16 protein-coding genes are annotated in these 16,129 nt (G+C 68.0%); 4 read left to right on the forward strand and 12 right to left on the reverse strand.

Annotated features, from left to right (window positions below; genetic code table 11):
* The first annotated feature begins 126 nt into the window (after positions 1-126).
* Positions 127-912, forward strand: coding sequence for a phosphonate ABC transporter ATP-binding protein (locus tag CNO20_RS07840; RefSeq protein WP_101295567.1), 786 nt, complete (start codon positions 127-129; stop codon positions 910-912).
* Entirely contained in the window at positions 909-1,907 is a 999-nt protein-coding gene (phnE, locus tag CNO20_RS07845) for a phosphonate ABC transporter, permease protein PhnE (RefSeq protein WP_101295568.1), read from the forward strand. The genes CNO20_RS07840 and phnE overlap by 4 nt, the downstream gene beginning before the upstream one ends.
* A 124-nt stretch (positions 1,908-2,031) precedes the next feature.
* Here phnE and CNO20_RS07850 read toward each other — a convergent pair whose 3' ends face one another.
* Positions 2,032-2,910: a MarR family transcriptional regulator gene (locus CNO20_RS07850; RefSeq protein WP_101295569.1), complete on the reverse strand. Its 879-nt coding sequence runs from the start codon at positions 2,908-2,910 to the stop codon at positions 2,032-2,034.
* 275 nt (positions 2,911-3,185) lie between these two features.
* Here CNO20_RS07850 and CNO20_RS07855 point away from each other — a divergent pair, with 275 nt between their 5' ends.
* Positions 3,186-4,217 carry a phosphate uptake regulator PhoU gene (locus CNO20_RS07855; RefSeq protein ID WP_101295570.1) on the forward strand — a complete coding sequence of 344 codons (1,032 nt, stop codon included), beginning with the start codon at positions 3,186-3,188 and terminating at the stop codon, positions 4,215-4,217.
* Between the two features lie 2 nt (positions 4,218-4,219).
* Here the strand turns inward: CNO20_RS07855 and CNO20_RS07860 are convergent, their stop codons facing one another.
* Positions 4,220-4,471 (reverse strand): hypothetical protein, encoded by a 252-nt coding sequence (locus tag CNO20_RS07860; protein ID WP_101295571.1) that lies wholly within the window; start codon positions 4,469-4,471, stop codon positions 4,220-4,222.
* 158 nt (positions 4,472-4,629) lie between these two features.
* On the opposite strand from CNO20_RS07860, the gene CNO20_RS07865 reads away from it, so the two are divergent.
* Positions 4,630-5,124, forward strand: coding sequence for a hypothetical protein (locus CNO20_RS07865; protein WP_101295572.1), 495 nt, complete (start codon positions 4,630-4,632; stop codon positions 5,122-5,124).
* A 125-nt stretch (positions 5,125-5,249) separates the two neighbouring features.
* Here CNO20_RS07865 and CNO20_RS07870 read toward each other — a convergent pair whose 3' ends face one another.
* The 10 genes from CNO20_RS07870 to CNO20_RS07915 form a co-directional block, all read right to left on the reverse strand.
* The gene (locus CNO20_RS07870; RefSeq protein ID WP_199174763.1) at positions 5,250-6,020 is read right to left on the reverse strand and encodes a CHRD domain-containing protein; all 771 of its coding nucleotides are present in this window, start codon (positions 6,018-6,020) and stop codon (positions 5,250-5,252) included.
* A 621-nt stretch (positions 6,021-6,641) separates the two neighbouring features.
* The gene (locus tag CNO20_RS07875; protein ID WP_101295573.1) at positions 6,642-6,827 is read right to left on the reverse strand and encodes a DUF7556 family protein; all 186 of its coding nucleotides are present in this window, start codon (positions 6,825-6,827) and stop codon (positions 6,642-6,644) included.
* A gap of 272 nt (positions 6,828-7,099) precedes the next feature.
* Positions 7,100-7,513, reverse strand: a complete 414-nt coding sequence (locus CNO20_RS07880) for a universal stress protein (RefSeq protein WP_101295574.1) — start codon at positions 7,511-7,513, stop codon at positions 7,100-7,102.
* Positions 7,514-7,892: 379 nt separating this feature from the next.
* Entirely contained in the window at positions 7,893-8,546 is a 654-nt protein-coding gene (locus CNO20_RS07885) for a bifunctional 4-hydroxy-2-oxoglutarate aldolase/2-dehydro-3-deoxy-phosphogluconate aldolase (RefSeq protein WP_101295575.1), read from the reverse strand.
* Between the two features lie 242 nt (positions 8,547-8,788).
* Positions 8,789-9,589 carry an SDR family NAD(P)-dependent oxidoreductase gene (locus CNO20_RS07890; protein ID WP_101295576.1) on the reverse strand — a complete coding sequence of 267 codons (801 nt, stop codon included), beginning with the start codon at positions 9,587-9,589 and terminating at the stop codon, positions 8,789-8,791.
* 100 nt (positions 9,590-9,689) lie between these two features.
* Positions 9,690-10,838 carry a galactonate dehydratase gene (dgoD, locus tag CNO20_RS07895; protein ID WP_101295577.1) on the reverse strand — a complete coding sequence of 383 codons (1,149 nt, stop codon included), beginning with the start codon at positions 10,836-10,838 and terminating at the stop codon, positions 9,690-9,692.
* Between the two features lie 10 nt (positions 10,839-10,848).
* Positions 10,849-13,554: a glycoside hydrolase family 2 protein gene (locus tag CNO20_RS07900; protein ID WP_101295578.1), complete on the reverse strand. Its 2,706-nt coding sequence runs from the start codon at positions 13,552-13,554 to the stop codon at positions 10,849-10,851.
* A 24-nt stretch (positions 13,555-13,578) separates the two neighbouring features.
* A complete protein-coding gene (locus CNO20_RS07905; RefSeq protein WP_143423162.1) occupies positions 13,579-14,313 on the reverse strand; it encodes a hypothetical protein in 735 nt (244 codons plus the stop codon).
* A gap of 26 nt (positions 14,314-14,339) precedes the next feature.
* The gene (locus CNO20_RS07910; protein ID WP_101295580.1) at positions 14,340-15,206 is read right to left on the reverse strand and encodes a carbohydrate ABC transporter permease; all 867 of its coding nucleotides are present in this window, start codon (positions 15,204-15,206) and stop codon (positions 14,340-14,342) included.
* Positions 15,199-16,128: a carbohydrate ABC transporter permease gene (locus CNO20_RS07915; protein WP_101295581.1), complete on the reverse strand. Its 930-nt coding sequence runs from the start codon at positions 16,126-16,128 to the stop codon at positions 15,199-15,201. Before CNO20_RS07915 ends, CNO20_RS07910 begins: the two co-directional genes overlap by 8 nt.
* Position 16,129: the final 1 nt, after the last annotated feature.

Below are 16,129 nucleotides of genomic sequence, written 5' to 3' on the forward strand. Positions count from 1 at the left end.
CCAGCCCGTCATCAAGCGCCTCAACGCTCTCGACGTCGACCTCGGGTAACGGCGCGTGCCGTCCCGCTCCCACGCGGCCACGGCGGATCCGCTCACTTCGACCATGAAACCATCGACCACCCCACCATGAGTACGCTTCGGGTAGAGAATCTGACGAAGACCTACGGCGACGTGACGGCGCTCCGGGACGTCTCCTTCGAGATCGAAGACGAGTTCGTCGTCCTGCTGGGCCAGTCCGGCGCCGGGAAGTCGACGATGCTGCGGTGTATCAACGGACTGACCGAACCGACCTCCGGCGAGATCTACCTCGACGGCGAGCCGCTTTCGGGCTCTCGACCGACCGTCGGGATGATCTTCCAGCAGCACAACCTCGTCGAGGGCGTGTCGGCGTACCTGAACGCGCTCACGGGGGCGCTGGACCGCGCGACGCTGATCGAGAGTCTCTTTCAGTGGAACGACCGGGCGGACAAGCTCCGCGCCCTCGAGGCGCTGGAGACGGTCGGTCTGCTGGACGAGGCCCACCAGCGCGTCTCGCGGATGAGCGGCGGTCAGCAGCAGCGCGTCGGCATCGCCCGGGCGCTCGTTCAGGATCCCGATCTGCTGCTCGCCGACGAGCCCGTGGCGAGTCTCGATCCGGCGAGCGCGGAGACCGTGATGCGCTACCTGAAGAAGGCGGCGACCGTCCACGAGGCGACCGCGCTCGTGAGCCTCCACCAGGTCAACGTCGCGGCGCACTTCGGCGAGCGCTTCGTCGGGCTGCGGGACGGCCGGCTCGCCTTCGACATCGGACGCGACGAGCTCACGCAGGAGCGCGTCGACGACCTCTACGGCGACGTCGAGACGGTGGCCCTCGCCGAGCGCCACGCCGTCGACGGATCGCCCGCGGTCGAGGACCGAAGGGTGCGGCCATGAGTCCCCGGCCGAGGTCCGCGTCCGGCCGCATCCGCGAGTACTTCGGGCTCGCCGACCTCGGAGAGTCCGCGGTCGAGAGAAAACTCACCGAGCTGAAGCGACGCAAGACCGTGCGGCGGCTCTGGACGGCCGTCGCCGCCGTCGCGCTCGCGATCCTGCTCGATTTCAGCCTCGACCGGGCCGAGTTCTCGCTCGGTATGCTGGTGCAGTACTTCCCCGAGTTCGTTCGCGCCCTCGGCGATTACTTCCCGCCCACGACGTACTACGGGATCCCGTTCGTCGACGTACGGCAGTACTGGGCGTTCATCCTCGCGGAGGACCTGTTCCACCAGTCGGTCGTGACCGTCTCCATCGCGTTCGCCGGCACGGTGATCGGCCTCCCGGGCGCGCTGTTGCTGGGTGTTCTCGCGAGCGAGCGGGTCGTCCCGTACCCGTTCAACTTCGTCTTCCGGCTGACGATGAGCACGATCCGGTCGATCCCCGCGCTCGTCTGGGCGCTCATCTTCATCCCGCTCGGCGGCGTCTCGCCCTTCACCGGCACGCTCGCCATCATCGTCGACACGACGGGCTACCTCGGCCGGCTGTTCACCGACGAGCTGGAGGAGATCGAGACGGGCCCGATCGAGGGCGTCCGAAGCACGGGCGCGAACAAGTCCCAGACGATCACCTTCGGCATGCTGAGCCAGGTGTTCCGGCAGTTCATCGCGTGGATCGCGTTCGTCCTGGAGCACAACGTCCGGGTCGCGATCACCCTGGGGCTCATCGGTGCCGGCGGCCTCGGCCTGGTGTTGGACACCCAGCGGCGGACGTTCAACTACACGGAGATGATGGCCTGCATCATCGTCATCGTCCTGCTGTCGGGCACCGTCGAGCTGCTCAGCCAGCGGCTCCGATCGTACCTCCGCGACGACGAGAAGGGCGAGGCCGACTCCCGAGGGTTCCTGCGGATCCTCGTCGAGACGCCTCGAAAGATCGCGGAGTCGGCTCTGAAGTAGCCTCGAAGGGCGCTCTCCTCCGCGATCGGAGGCGAGCCGGCGGCGGGAGCGAGGGATGCGCCCGCGACTCCCCCGGACGACTGACCGCTCCGTTTACCGCCCGAATCCGTCGATTTTCGCCGGTTCAGATCTCGACGTGGCCGGGGTCAACGCCGGCGTGGATCCGCACGGCGTACTCCGCCGCGTTCGCCCAGTAGTGGATGACGCGTTCGAGCGCGCGCGTCACGGTGACGAGGTAGCCGTAGGTGTCCGGGTCGTACGCCGTCGCGAGCTCGAACAGCTCCGCGAGATCCCGGTGAACGCGCTTTTCCTCGGCGTGCAGCTGCTCGATCCGCGCCAGGTCGCACTCGAACAGCGCGGCGCGGAAGTGGCGGTGGATCCGCTCGCCCGCCTCGAAAATCTCGAGTACGCGATCGTGAACGGTCCCCGCCGGCATCTCCTCCGTTCCGGCGATCGCGTCGGCGATGAAGCACGCGCGATCGCCGACGATATCCAGATTCTTCGCGATCGACGCGAGGTCGGCGGCGACCCGGTTACCCGGCCAGTCGACCGTCACCGTGAGCGACTTGAGCTCCCCGAGCACCGTCGAGTACCGCTCGTTCGCCAGCGGTTCGAGCTTGTCGGCCGTCTGTTCGGGCGCTTCTCCCGCGAACGTCGCCCCGGTCGCCGCGTACTGGTCGAAGGTCACGTCGTCGAGGCGTCGAAGCAGCGTCAGCAGCTCGTTCCCGCTCGGCGCGTCGGACCGCCGGGCCTGCTTCCACAGCTCCGACACCGATCGCGCCCGGTCGTACACCCGCTCGTCGTCGACGACGTACGCCTTGGTGACGATACCGTCCGCCTTCAGCTCCTGTAAGAGCTCGGAGAGGTAGTGCTGTGAGAGCCCCAGTCGATCCGCGGCCTCGGCTTTCGTCTCGGGGGCCGTCCGGTCGATCGTCTCGATGACCCGCGCGAGCGTCATGACGCGGCCGTCCACGCGTTCGTCCGTCGGCGCGTGCCAAGTCATACGCCGCCGTGCGGGGCCTCCCGGGATAGTGCTACCCAACGGACTGTCCGGACTAGTACGTAGCCACTTCGCGGACCGTCGGGGGGAGGACGCCCTCGCCCTCCCCGCGCGAGGTGAACGCGGCGCGCTCCGCGCGGGCGGTCGCCCCGTCGCGTCTCGGTTTCGAGGGCGGGGAACCGCTCCGAGAGAGCGAATCCCGCTCCGTGGTCGTATATAGCGGTACGGTCCGCTCATATCAACCGTTAAGCCCGAACCCCGAACTGCATCAGACGACTATGGAGACGCGAAAGGTGCAACTGTCGGGGGGCACCACCTACACCGTCTCGCTCCCGAAGTCCTGGGCGCAGGAGCAGGGGATCGACTCGGGGTCCCTGCTCTACCTTCATCCGGAGGGGGACGGGTCGCTCCTCATCGAGTCGGACGACCGCCGGGACGCCGCCGAGCGAACGGTCCGCCTCGACGTCCGCCGGTACGACGACGACGCGCTCCGGGAGACGATCGAGGCGATGTACGTGGTCGGCTTCGACCGGCTCGCGCTCGTGGACGCGACGGGCCACTCCGCGGACCGCCGCCGGATGATCCGCGATCTCACCGGCCGCTTCAGCGGGTTCGAGGTGCTCGAGACGACCGAGACGACGCTCGTCCTGGAGAACCTCATCACCGCGGACAACGTCTCCATCAGGAAGAGCGCGCTCAGGCTGCGACTCATCATGCTCGCGATGCACCGCGACGCCGTCCGCGCGGTCGTCGACAACGACCCCGCCCTCGCGCGGCAGGTCGTCCGCCGGGACGACGAGGCGGACAAGCTCTTCGCGATGATCACGCGGCACTTCCGGCGCGGGCTCTCCGACTTACAGGAGGTCGAACGGCTGGGCAACTCCCGCGCCGAACTGTTCGAGTACTACGCCGTCGCGCGGCAGTTCGAACGCGTCGCGGATCACGCGGAGAAGATCGCCCGCCTCGCTCACACCCGGCCGGACGCGCCCGCGGATCCGCTGGCGGAGGCGTTCTCCTCGGCGGCGGGGCGCGCACAGCGCGTCGTCGACACGGCCGCGGACGTCGTCCTCGCCGACGCCGACATCTCGGACGCGTACGACGCGCTGGGAGAGGTCGACGCGCTCGTCGGCGAACTGGACGAGCTCCACCGCGACCTGTACGATCACGAGTCGGTCGGCCGGGCGCACTTTTTCGGCCTCCTGTTCGACAGCGTCCGGCGCACCGCCGAGTACGGCGGAAACATCGCCGAGCTGTCCATCCAGCGCGCGATGCGGCGCACCGGCGACCGGGAACGCCGCCCGGAGGCGTGAGTTCACTCGGATCGGTCCGGTCTCAGCTCGGTCCCGTCGCGGGGGCAGTGGGTGAACTCCGGGTTCGCGGTCCGAAAGCCGCAGACCGGACAGCGCCTGACCGGGACTGACGACCGCCGCGACCGGAACAGAAACGGCACGAACGGGACGAAGAGAAACAGTGCCAGCGTGTCGAAGTACGCCCAGACGAGGTAGCTCACGAGCAGGCTCACCGCGATGCCGACGAGCGCCGTGAGGAGCGTCGAACTGGCCACATACCCCCTCCGCCGCGCGCAGGCAAAACGTCTGTGGCGCGTGGTCGCCGCCGTCGGAGCCCGAAAGTACTTACCGCTGCTCGGATCACCACCGGTGACTACGACGCGACTCGGGCGGCACCCCGGCGCGCCGTAGCTCCATTCCCCCGGAAATCTCCATGAGCACGACTCGACGCGCCTTCTTGAGACAAACCGTCGCCGCGACGGGAGGGACCGTCGCGCTCGCGGGCTGCTCCGGCCTCTCCGGCGAGCGGTCGGAGGCGAACGAAACGACCGACTCCGGCGTCGCGACGACCGTCCGGACCACCGACGAACCGATCCGCGAGCTCTCTCTCGAAAACGAGCTGCGGAACGACCTCGGCGTCGACGCCGCGGAGTTCGTCGAGCGGACCGCGCTCGTCGCGGACGGCGTTCTCCTCGTCCGAGCGACGGTGGCAGTCGTCGACGCGGAGAAGCTCTCGGGCCCCCTTCTCGTCAGGGCGACCCTCTTTCACCGACACGACGTCCGCGGCGGATCCGACATCGACCTCCTCCGGGAGTACGAAACCGGCGGCACGTACGATCTAGAGGCGCGCTTCCCAGACGCGGACCCCGAACGGATCCACCGGTACGAACTCGCCCTCGAACCGTCGCCCGGCACGCCGTCGAACTAGCGCCGCTCGTCCAGCGACGCGCCTGTTCCGTCCGAATCTCGGGCGCCGTCCCGGTTCGGCGATACCAGCCGAAAGCGACTCCGCGGACGTCACCGCGGGGGTGACGTCAGCCCCTCACCGACGCGTCAGGCGTCGCCGCTGCCCTGATCCGCGGTGCCGTCGTCGTCCGCACCGTCGTCACCGTCGTCATCCATTCCGTCGCCGTCCCGACCGTCGTCCATCGGGAGGACCTCCTCCCCGCCGACTTTCAGCTTCACCCGTTCGACGACTTTCAGATCGTCCTTCGTCCCCTTCACCTGGACGCGCTCTTCGAACGCTACTTCCTCCTCGTCGACCGCCTCGATCTGGCCCCTGATCTCGCCCGGCGGGTTCTGTTCGGTGTGGACGTTGACGTACGCGTTCTCCGCCTTCATCTCCTCGGCGAGCGCTTCGAGGTCTTCGCCTTCGAGCGGCCCGACGAGATCCTCCGCGGTGATGCTTCCGACGGCGAGGATCCCGTTCTCCGTCACCCCTTGTTCGAGAGGTCCGACGAACTCGCCGTTCTCGTCCTCCGCGCCGAAGAGGAACGCGACGACGTCGCCGTTTTCGCCCCGTTCGCCGAGGTGGATGTGCGCCTGCGTGACGTTCTCGATCCGCGCGACGAGAAGCGCGTAGTGGAGGTGCGGCCCCTCGCCGTGGTCCGCGAACCGGAACACCGCGGCCCCGGTCGCGTCCGTCTCGACCGGCGGGACCTCCTGGTCCCCGGAGAGGACGCCGGCGCTGAACAGCGTCCCGTGACCGCGTCCTTCGCCCGTCGAACAGCCGGCGCCCATCGCGGGGGCGCTTCCGACTCCGACGGTCGCTACCGTTCCGACCGTGATCGCCTTCAGTACGTCTCGTCGTGATGTGTCTTTCATCTGTATGTCCCTGCGTACGGACGATCGGCCAGATGGCATAAATAGATTTTTCAGAAAATATAGAAATAGTACGGTTTTTGTTAGTCACATTCGGATACAACTATTCGTAAAGGAAACAAAATGGGTGTCTCGACCGTAAATGTCTTCGAGATTCAATATACGGCGGTAGCGCACGGTCCGTCTCGCGGTTCAAAACGGTCGGATGTCCAGTGTGACGACCGACTCGTCTCCTGTGACGTCTGTCTCCCTCGACTGACCATTCCTTCTTCCGGCCTGTTCGGGATTCGTGACAGATTTCCGGGGTGGATCGCGCTCATAAACGGGCCGGACGCCGTCGAGGACCCGCCGCGCCCCGCGCGATGCCGATCGGGACATCGACTTCGTGCTCGGGATCTAGCGGCACCGAACCGCGATTCAGCTAACGGCCGGCGCGGAGAACTAACCCTCTGGGCGTCGTACCGACCACCGATGGACAGCGGAGCCGGCGCACGAGATCGAACCGATTCGTTTCGCTCGCTCGTCGGACGGATCGCCGCGCTCGCGCTCGTTCCCCTCTTGCTCGTCCCGGTCGGCTGACGCGCGGATCGGAACTCGGATCCGCAGACGGGCGGACCGGCGGGATCACCGCCACTCGGAGAGTTCCAGGGCGTCGGCTTCGGCGACCATGACCCACGCGTCGTCGCGCGTGATGTCGGCGATGATCGCCCGCTCGGGGGCGCTCTCGTCGTCCCCCCCGTCGACCGTGAATACGATCTCGGCCGCGTCGCCGTCGTTTCGACAGCCGGTGTCCGGTTTCGACTTGCTCATGTTGAACCCTCCGTGCGGTGCCACAGACCGGTCAGACCGCCGTGATCCTGCCCGGCGTGGTCACTGCGCATCTCCGGACCGCGTTATAAAATCGATTCTGACCGGTCCATCAAAACCCCTCTGATACCCCTGCTACCCGTCGATTTTCGGCACTACTCGGTGGCCGAGTGCATAATTGCGCGGGAGGTGCCGGGGTCCGAAACGGCCGGTCCGTTCCGCCCGCGAGGATCGTCGCTTCGATCCGCGAGATCGACGCACCGCGCTCCGGACGGTCAGTCGGCTCGGAAGGACGGCTGCGGGGCGATGAGCACCGGCCGAGGCGACGAGAGGATCACGTCCTGGGCGACGCTGCCGAAGAGCACCTTCCCCGTCGGGCTCCGCTTCCGCGCGTAGATGCAGACGAGGTCCGCGTCCCTGTCGCCGGCGGCGTCGAGGATCGCCGTCGACGCCGACTTTCCGCTCGTCTCGAAGCGCTCCACCGCGAAGCCGTTCGTCTCCAGGATCTCCTCGGCGCGACGGACCGCGCCCACGTCGCCGATCTCTCGCCCCTCAGGATTCTCGGTGAAGTTGTGGTGCACGACGACCTCGACGCGCTCCGGCGCGAAGAGCTCCGAGACGAGCTCGGCCTGGACGCGCGCCCGCTCGTCGTCGTCGCTGACCGCCACGAGTACTCGTTTGTCTGCCATACCGGCCCGTACGGACCGCCGGGAATTAGTTTTGTACGGCCGCCTCCCGAGCGACCCTTTCGGACCGGTCGATTCGCACGCCGGTTCCGGGAACCCCTCACGCGGGGCTCGGGTGGAGGTCGTCGATCGAGTTCCGACGGCGACGGCCGAGTTACGGGCGCAGGTACTGTACAGCGATATTTGTCCGCACTCTACCGCCCGATTGGATGGATTCCAATATTGGAGAAAATATGTTCTTTTTCGTGGTATTTCCTGTTCCATCGGGGTAAAATTCAAAAATAAGTTAGAAAATTCGAGTAGCGTCTCCTCCGCTCGGCTCCCCTCCCAACTGTCCAACAGTACCAATTGGACTAATGGGCCGTACACCCGGCGGTCGGCCTCACCGATTTCTCGCCCGTTCGATCGCTTCGAGAAATCGCTCCGCCGTTTCGGTGAGCCGCTCGAAGTCGCGGTCGGCGATCGCCTGCCGGTCGACGAGGGAGCTTCCCACCCCGACGGCGTCAGCGCCCGCGTCGACGTATGCGCCGACGTTCTCCAGACCGACGCCGCCGGTCGGCATCACCGGGATCTGCGGGAGCGGTCCCTTGATGCTCTTGACGTGGGCCGGCCCCCCGGTCGACGCCGGGAACACCTTCACGACGTCCGCCCCGGCGGCGTAGGCGTTCAGGGCTTCGGTCGGCGTGAAGACGCCCGGCGCGACGAGCGTTCCGTACCGGTTGCACGCCTCGACGACGCCTTCGTCCAGCGTGGGCGTGATGACGAACTCGGCTCCGGCGAGCATCGCCGTTCGGGCGGTTTCCGCGTCCAGCACCGTGCCGACGCCGAGCAGGACCTCGTCGCCGACTTCCTCGTCGACCGCTCGGAGCATCTCGACGACGCCGGGCGTGTCGGCCGTGATCTCGACCGTCCGAATCCCACCGGCTGCGAGCGCCCGGACGACCTCGACGGCGTCGTCAGCGTCTATCCCCCGGACGATGGCGACGACGCCGCCGTCCGCGATCCGTTCTAGCGTGCGCGCGCTCGATGTCGACATTGATTCGGACGTCCGGTCTCGCCCGGAGGAGTAAAGCGTTCTGCAACGGTTCGGCGTTCGCGGCGCGCGGCGGGTCGCGACCGTCGGCGCGGTCGGCCGGCGCGGTTGATCGTCGTCGGAAGCGTCACCGAGTCGTCTCCGAACGGGCTGTGGGGCCGTCTTCGAGCCGTCTCTGAGCCGTCTCCGCGCTGGTTCCGATCCATCGCCGGTCCGTCACCGGGCCGTTCCAGCGCGCCGTCGCGTCAGCGGTTCCGCCTGTACTCGACGAAGGTGTGGTCCTGCATGACCGCGGTTCGGCCCCCGTCGACGAGGAGGCTCGCCCCGGTGACGAACGACGCCTCGTCGCTGACGAGGAACGCGGTCGCGGCGGCGACGTCCTCGGGGGTTCCGATGCGGCCGACCGGGTGCATCTCCTCGATCCGGTCGCGGTCGTCGTGGCCCAGTTCCTCTCGGGTCCGCTCGACCTCGATCCACCCCGGGTTGACGGTGTTCACGCGGATCCCGCGCGGCCCGAGTTCGAGCGCCATCGCCCGCGTCATGCCGTTGATCCCCGCCTTGATCGCGTTGTAGGGGAACAGTCCGGGCGTCGTCAGGAAGGCGTGGTTCGAGGACGTGTTGACGATCGCGCCGCCCGGCGGCATGTGCTCGACGGCGTGTTTCGCACAGAGCCAGAAGGACCGGAAGTCCGTCTCCACGACGAAGTTCCAGTCCTCGATCGTCGCCTCGGTCGCCGTCGTCTCCGTCTGGACGCCGGCGTTGTTGACGAGCGCGTCGACCCGGCCGTACTCCTCGACCGTCGCCTCGACGAGGGTTTCGACGTCCGCGGGTTCGCGCATGTCGGCCCGGACGAAGACCGCGTCGCCGCCCGCGTCGCGGATCTCGTCGGCGATCGCTCGACCGTCGGCCCCGGTGCGCCCCGTCACGACGACGCTCGCCCCCTCGCGGGCGAGTCGACGGGCGATTCCGGCCCCGATGCCCTTCGTCGACCCGGTGACGACGGCGACCGTGTCGGTCAACCGCCGCGGGTGCTCGCCGTCGGTCATCGCCCCTCCGGGCGGTCGAACCGGGAGGCGCTGCCGGCGGACGCCGAGCGGACGGGGCCAGCCGCCCCGTTCTCGTCACCGCCCTCTCTTCGAATTCCCGTCACCATTCCGCGACGCTCCCGTCGGAGTGCCGCCAGACCGGGTTGTGCCAGTCGACGCGGCCCGCCCGCTCGCGGACGTGCTCCGCGTCGATCTCGATCCCCAGCCCCGGACCCGTCGGCAGGTCGACGAAGCCGTCCCGGTACTCGAACACGCTCGGATCGGCGAGGTAATCGAGCACGTCGCTCGTCTCGTTGTAGTGGATGTCGAGGCTCTGCTCCTGGATGAACGCGTTCTGCGACACCGCGTCCACCTGCAGACACGACGCGAGGGCGATGGGGCCGAGCGGGCAGTGGGGCGCGAGCGCGACGTCGTACGCTTCGGCCATCGCCGCAATCTTCTGCACTTCGGTGATCCCGCCGGCGTGCGAGAGGTCGGGCTGGATCACGTCGACGGCGCCGCTCTCGAACACCTGCTTGAAGTCCCAGCGGGAGTACATGCGCTCGCCGGTGGCGATGGGGATCGACGTGTGCGCCGCGATCGCTGAGAGCGCGTCGTTGTGCTCGGGGAGCAGGGGTTCCTCGAAGAACATCGGTTCGTACGGTTCGAGCGCCGCCGCCAGCCGCTTGGCCATGGGTTTCGTCACCCGGCCGTGGAAGTCGACGCCCACGTCGACCTCCGGGCCGACCGTCTCTCGAATCGCGCGGAGGCGATCGACCGCCTCCCGTACCGCCGCCGGCGAATCCACGCGCCGGATCTCGGAGGTGGCGTTCATCTTCAGCGCCGTGAACCCCTCCTCCACCTTCTCCCGGGCGGCGTCCGCGACGCCCGCGGGGCGGTCGCCGCCGATCCACTGGTAGACGCGGATTCGGTCGCGGGCTCGACCGCCGAGCAGTTCGTAGACCGGCGCGCCGTAGTGTTTGCCCTTGATGTCCCAGAGCGCCTGGTCGACGCCGGCGATGGCGCTCATGAGGACGGGGCCGCCGCGGTAGAAGCCCCCGCGGTACATCGTCTGCCAGTGGTCCTGGATCCGGAGGGGATCCGCCCCGAGGAGGTACGTCTCCATCAGTTCCTCGACGGCCGCCCGGACGGTTTTCGCGCGCCCTTCGACGACCGGTTCGCCCCAGCCGACGAGGCCGTCGCTGGTCTCGATGCGGAGGAACAGCCACCGCGGCGGCACCTCGTACAGCTCGTAGTCGGTGATTCTCATGTGTTGGTTGTCAGAGGTCGTTGATCAGCCGATTCAGCAGTAGCGTTCCGACGGGCTGGTCCCCGTACCGTTCCGTGACTCGGAAGGTACAGATCCGGAGCGGGCCGTCGCCGACGTCCGCGCGGACGAGGGGGCTCGACCAGTTGGCCAGCCACCCCTCGACGTAGCCGACTTCGATCGACTCGTCGCCGCCGAAGCCCGTCGCGACTTCGTACGGGTAGAGCCCCTCGAACGCCCAGCCGGGTCGACGGTCGACGGAGATCCCGTCCAGCAGTTCGCTGTCGTGGTAGAACAGCGAGGCGACGAGGTTCCAGCTCTCGGTCTCCGGAAGCTCTCGGTACTCGACCGCGTCGGTCGGCTCCATGTGGCCCTCCTCGTTCGGGACGAGTACCGCCGGCTTTCCGGCCCGGACGTGCTCTTCGATCCGCTCGGAGAGCGTCGACACGACCGCGACGTCCGCGTCCGCCGGCGACGCCGCGACGGGGTACCCGAACTCGCCGAGGCGGTCGGCGAGGCGGGACGAGTCCGCGTAGACCGCCTTCGCGTCGGCTTCGACTTCGGCCTCGGCCCGAGGGACGACGGCGACCGCCTCCGCGGTCTTCGCGGACGCCGCCGGCGCGTCGAGTTCGAGTTCGACCTCCTCGATACGGGCCGCCGGCGCGTCGGGAACGTCGATCCGGAACGCGCTGTCGACCCGCGTCGCGCCGAAGCCGTCGACGTCGACCTCGCGCGACTCGGTCGCGCCGAACGCGGACAGGGTGAGCGTCCCGGACAGGGGCTCGCCGGTGTCGTTGAAGACGGCGGCGTCGACGGACAGGCTTTCGCCCGCCCAGGTCGCGCGTCGCCGGGGGTCGAGCCGCACCGCGAGCGCGCCGTTCACCGAGGCGAACTCGTCGTGGAACGATTTCTCCTCTCTGAAGTAGTCGAGGATCCCGTTGAACTCCCACTCGATGTCGCTGAACTCGGTGAGGACGTACCCCGCGATCCCCTCTCGCGCTCGCATCTCCTCGATCACGCGCTTGATCGAGACGAACTCGCGGCCCTGCCACGTCTCGGCGAGGGCGTCGAAGTCGCCGAAGACCGCGGAGAGGTCGGTCGACTCGAACCGCTCTTCGACGCCCTCCGGGCGCTTGAGCTGCTCGTCGAGGAAGTCGTGCGAGAACCACGGCGGATCGCCGCCGTAGCGCTCCTCGATCGCGGGGACGTCGCACAGCCCCCACGTGCCGAACTCCGAGACGAGGATCGGCGCGTCCCCCGGGTCGGTTTCGGTCGCCCCGTAGTTGTCCTCCGGCGCGGCGACGATGCGGTCGAGGTCGTCGCTCCACGCATCGGCCCGGTCGGGGGCGACGAAGTAGCGGTGGTAGTCGTTGAGGTCCGTCGCGACGTGCGCCCACCCGGAGTTGTCGCAGACCAGCCGCGTCGGATCCCACCCCTTCGCCTCCTCGTACAGTTCGGCGAGGTACGCCTGCTTTTCTTCGTCCTCCCAGAGCGAGGTCTCCTCGGCGAGTCCCTGCGGGTTACCGATTCCCCACTCCTCGTTGTAGAGGCTCCAGACGACGACGCTCGGGCGGTTGTAGTCGCGCTCGATCAGGCCGCGTATCTGGTCTCTGACCGCCGCCTTCGAACGCTCGGTGCACACGGACGGGTTCGCGGGCTCCTCCCAGACGAGGATGCCGAGGCGGTCCGCCAGTTCGAGAAAGTCCGGGTGGGCGGGCTTGATGTGCTTGCGAAGGAGGTTGAATCCGAGTTCCTTCGCGGTCCGGATCTCCCGCTCGAACAGGTCATCGTCGAACGGCCGGTAGAGGGTGTCCGGGTAGTACGCCTGATCGAGCGCCCCGCGGACGTACAGCGGCTCCCCGTTCAGGTACAGCCGCCCGCCCTCGGCGTCGACGCTCCGCATCCCGAAGTAATCGCGCGCCTCGTCGACGGTCTCCCCGTCGGCTTCGAGGACGACGCGGACGTCGTAGAGCGCCGGGGTCTCGGGCGTCCAGTAGTCCGGATCGTCGAGGTTCACCGTCGCCGTCGCGGTCCCGTCCGAGCCGGGGGTCGCCGCGTTCCGCGCGACTTCCGCGCCCTCGCGCTCGACGATCACGGCGGCGTCGACGTCCCGCGGGTCGACGCCGTCGGACGTTCGGACCGACGCCTCGATCTCGACCGCGTCGTCGGTCAGGTCGGGCGTCGCGCGGATCGACACGACGTGCGTCTCGGGTCGCGTTTCGAGCGAGACGTCCTGCCAGATCCCGCTCACGCGGGTGTACCACGGCTCGCCCTGCTTTCCGTGCGGGATCTCGGAGAGGTCCTCCGGGTCGACGACGCGGACGACGAGGACGTTCTCCCCGTCTCGCAGCGCGTCGGTCGCGTCGAACTCGAAGGGGAGGTACCCGTCGCGGTGCTCCCCGAGGCGCGTCCCGTTCAGCCAGACGGTCGCCTCGTAGTCCACCGCGCCGAACCGGAGGTAGCGACGGGCGCCCGGCGCGTCCGCCGCGTCGAACGTTCGCCGGTACCACGCGATCCCGGCGTAGTCGCGGAGCCCGTCCAGCTCCTGCCAGGCGTGCGGAACGGAGACGTCCCTCGTCTCGGAGGGCCACGACGCTCCGGGGCGGTGCCACCCGTCGGCTTCGCCCGCGCCGTCGGGGTCGACGCTGAACTCCCAGCGCCCGTTCAGGCTGCGGGGCGATCGGCGTTCGTTCCGTTCGAGTCGCTGTCTCCTACTCATGTTCGGGTCGTACTGTCCTTCCGGTCATGTTCGGTTCGCACTGTCCTTCCGCTCGTGTTCGGTTCGTACCGTCGGTCTTTCGTGCACGTTGGTGGATCGTGATCGTCTCGTCGTTCGGCGAGGCTGTGCGGTCGACTGCTCCTCGTCCGCCGAAGCGGGCGAGGAGAACAGTTCGACGTGGAGTGAGAACGCCAGCGCGGGGAAGCAGGCGACGAACGCGACCGTCAGAACTGCGGTTCCGACGAGCAGACAGAGGGTGAAGAGGCCGGTCGTCAGCGTGAGCGTCGGGTGCGCCGCCGTCCACGTCCACCCCGTCCGGAGCGCGGCGGTCGGGGACTCGCCGCGGCTGAGCGAGACGAACGCGGGGATCAACACGAGTACCGCGTACACCGCCGCGTAGGCCGCGGCGACCGCGAGAACCCCGACGAGCGTCCCGCCTGTCGCCGCGAATTCGAGCGCGTAGACGAGACTGATCGCGCCGAGCAGGGCCGGCAGCGCACTCAGCGCCGCCGCGTGGACGCCCCCCCGCCGGACCGCGGTCGCGACCGCCCGCCGATCGATCCGCCCCGTCTCGCGCAGCGAGTCGATCGCGGCGTACGCGCCGAGCGTCGCCGGACCGATCGTGACGAGCGGCGCGGACGCGACGGACCACGCGAGGCTCAGCCCGACGAGCGGGAGGGCGTTCCCGTAGACGAAGCCGGCCGCGCGCTCGACGGCCCCGCGGAGCGTCTCGGCGTCCGAGTCCGTGTTCGAACTCATTCGGTCGTCCGAGTCGGCTCTCGAACTCATCCCGTCGTCCCCTGGATTCTGACCGCGCTGATCAGGTAGTCCTGCAGGAGGAGGAACACCACGAACAGCGGGAGCGACGCGAGCATCGTCGCGGCCATCATCAGCCCCGGCTGGAACACCTGGCTGCTCGACAGCGTGACCAGCCCGATGGGGAGCGTGTAGGACGCCTCCGACTGGAGGACGATCAGCGGCCACAGGAACTGGTTCCAGCTCGTCACGAACGTGAACAGCGCCAGCGCCGTCAGCGGCGACTTCATCAGCGGGAGCATCAGGCGGGAGTAGATCTGGAACGTCGAGAACCCGTCGAGCCGCGCGGCCTCCTCGATCTCGTCCGGGAAGTCCCTGAAGAACTGGACGAGGAGGAACACGCCGAGCGGTCCCGCCGTGAGCGGGAGGATGACGCCCGCGAAGCTGCTGACCAGCCCCAGATCCGCGACGAGCGTGTAGAGCGGGACGATGTTCACGTACGCCGGCACCATGAAGCTCGCGATGATGACGCTGAGCACGATCCGCTGTCCGGGCCAGTCGAGCCGCGTGAGCGAGAAGGCGATCAGCGAGTCGATGACGAGCACCAGGACCGTCGTCGCGCCCGCGATGGCGAACGTGTTCAGCATCCACCTGGCGAGCATCGACTCGGAGAGGACGAACGCGTACCAGTCGAAGGTGACCTCCGAGGGGATCCAGTGGGGGACCTTCGAGAACATTTCGTCTCTGGGTTTGACCGACAGAGAGAGCATCCACAGGTACGGCAGCAGGAACAGGAACGCCACGCCGTACAGGCCGACGTACAACCCGGCGGTCCGCAGCGATTCGACGTCGAGGAAGCGCCTCCCCTCCCGGCCGACGCCGGTTTCGTCACTCATCGGGACCCCCCGCGAGCCGGTAGTTGACGAGCGACACTCCGACGAGGACGACGAACAGGAAGTAGCCGACCGCCGCCGCGTAGCCGAACTCGTGCTGGTTGAACGCCGCCTTGTAGAGGTACATGACGACCGTCTCCGTGGTGTTTCCCGGGCCGCCGCCGGTCATGATGAACGGCTGCCCGAAGATCTGGAACGAGGCGATGAACTGCACAACGGTGACGAAGAGCAGCGCCGGTTTCATCTGCGGGAGCGTGATGTCCTTGAACGCGTTCCAGCTGCTCGCGCCGTCGAGTCGCGCGGCCTCGTACAGCCGCTCCGGCACGCCCTGGCGCGCCGAGAGCAGGATGACGAAGTTGAACCCGAGGGTCCACCAGATCGTGGTGAGCGCGAGGGCGGGCATCGCGAAGAGGTGCGAGTTCAGCCAGTTCGGGGCGCTGCCGAGCGCGAGTTCGATGTAGTAGTTGAACACGCCGTACTGCGGGGCGTACATCTCGATCCAGATGAGCGCCACCACCGAGACGGTCAGGATGTACGGGCTGAAGAAGACCGCCCGGAGGAACTTCCGCCCCTTGATCTGCCTGTTGACGCCGAGCGCCAGCAGCAGTCCGAGGATCACGAGCGTCGGGACGGTCAGTACCACGAAGTACACCGTGTTCTTCACCGCCACCCAGAAGAGCGGATCGTTCATCATCCGGACGTAGTTGTCGAGCAGGACGAACTCGGACTCGGACGGGTAGATGGCGTTCCAGTCGAACAGGCTCATGTAGAGTCCCTTCAGCAGGGGATACAGGAGGAAGATCGAGAACACCAGCAGGTACGGGAGCGCGAACAGGATTCCCTCGATCGCCTGGCGGTCGCGCACCGCGTCGGTGTTCTCTCTGACGCGGGAGAGCTGTCTGGAGAGGCGGTTCCCGACAGACATG

This window comes from Halegenticoccus soli (genome assembly GCF_002844195.1).
In the GTDB taxonomy this organism is placed as follows: Archaea; Halobacteriota; Halobacteria; order Halobacteriales; family Haloferacaceae; genus Halegenticoccus; species Halegenticoccus soli.

Excerpts from the sequence above, each read along its gene's own strand:
- CNO20_RS07840 (WP_101295567.1), top strand. The coding sequence starts at position 127 with ATGAGTACGCTTCGGGTAGAGAATCTGACGAAGACCTACGGCGACGTG.
- phnE (WP_101295568.1), top strand. The coding sequence starts at position 909 with ATGAGTCCCCGGCCGAGGTCCGCGTCCGGCCGCATCCGCGAGTACTTC.
- CNO20_RS07850 (WP_101295569.1), bottom strand. The coding sequence starts at position 2,910 with ATGACTTGGCACGCGCCGACGGACGAACGCGTGGACGGCCGCGTCATG.
- CNO20_RS07855 (WP_101295570.1), top strand. The coding sequence starts at position 3,186 with ATGGAGACGCGAAAGGTGCAACTGTCGGGGGGCACCACCTACACCGTC.
- CNO20_RS07865 (WP_101295572.1), top strand. The coding sequence starts at position 4,630 with ATGAGCACGACTCGACGCGCCTTCTTGAGACAAACCGTCGCCGCGACG.
- CNO20_RS07870 (WP_199174763.1), bottom strand. The coding sequence starts at position 6,020 with ATGAAAGACACATCACGACGAGACGTACTGAAGGCGATCACGGTCGGA.
- CNO20_RS07875 (WP_101295573.1), bottom strand. The coding sequence starts at position 6,827 with ATGAGCAAGTCGAAACCGGACACCGGCTGTCGAAACGACGGCGACGCG.
- CNO20_RS07880 (WP_101295574.1), bottom strand. The coding sequence starts at position 7,513 with ATGGCAGACAAACGAGTACTCGTGGCGGTCAGCGACGACGACGAGCGG.
- CNO20_RS07885 (WP_101295575.1), bottom strand. The coding sequence starts at position 8,546 with ATGTCGACATCGAGCGCGCGCACGCTAGAACGGATCGCGGACGGCGGC.
- CNO20_RS07890 (WP_101295576.1), bottom strand. The coding sequence starts at position 9,589 with ATGACCGACGGCGAGCACCCGCGGCGGTTGACCGACACGGTCGCCGTC.
- dgoD (WP_101295577.1), bottom strand. The coding sequence starts at position 10,838 with ATGAGAATCACCGACTACGAGCTGTACGAGGTGCCGCCGCGGTGGCTG.
- CNO20_RS07900 (WP_101295578.1), bottom strand. The coding sequence starts at position 13,554 with ATGAGTAGGAGACAGCGACTCGAACGGAACGAACGCCGATCGCCCCGC.
- CNO20_RS07905 (WP_143423162.1), bottom strand. The coding sequence starts at position 14,313 with ATGAGTTCGAACACGGACTCGGACGCCGAGACGCTCCGCGGGGCCGTC.
- CNO20_RS07910 (WP_101295580.1), bottom strand. The coding sequence starts at position 15,206 with ATGAGTGACGAAACCGGCGTCGGCCGGGAGGGGAGGCGCTTCCTCGAC.
- CNO20_RS07915 (WP_101295581.1), bottom strand. The coding sequence starts at position 16,128 with ATGTCTGTCGGGAACCGCCTCTCCAGACAGCTCTCCCGCGTCAGAGAG.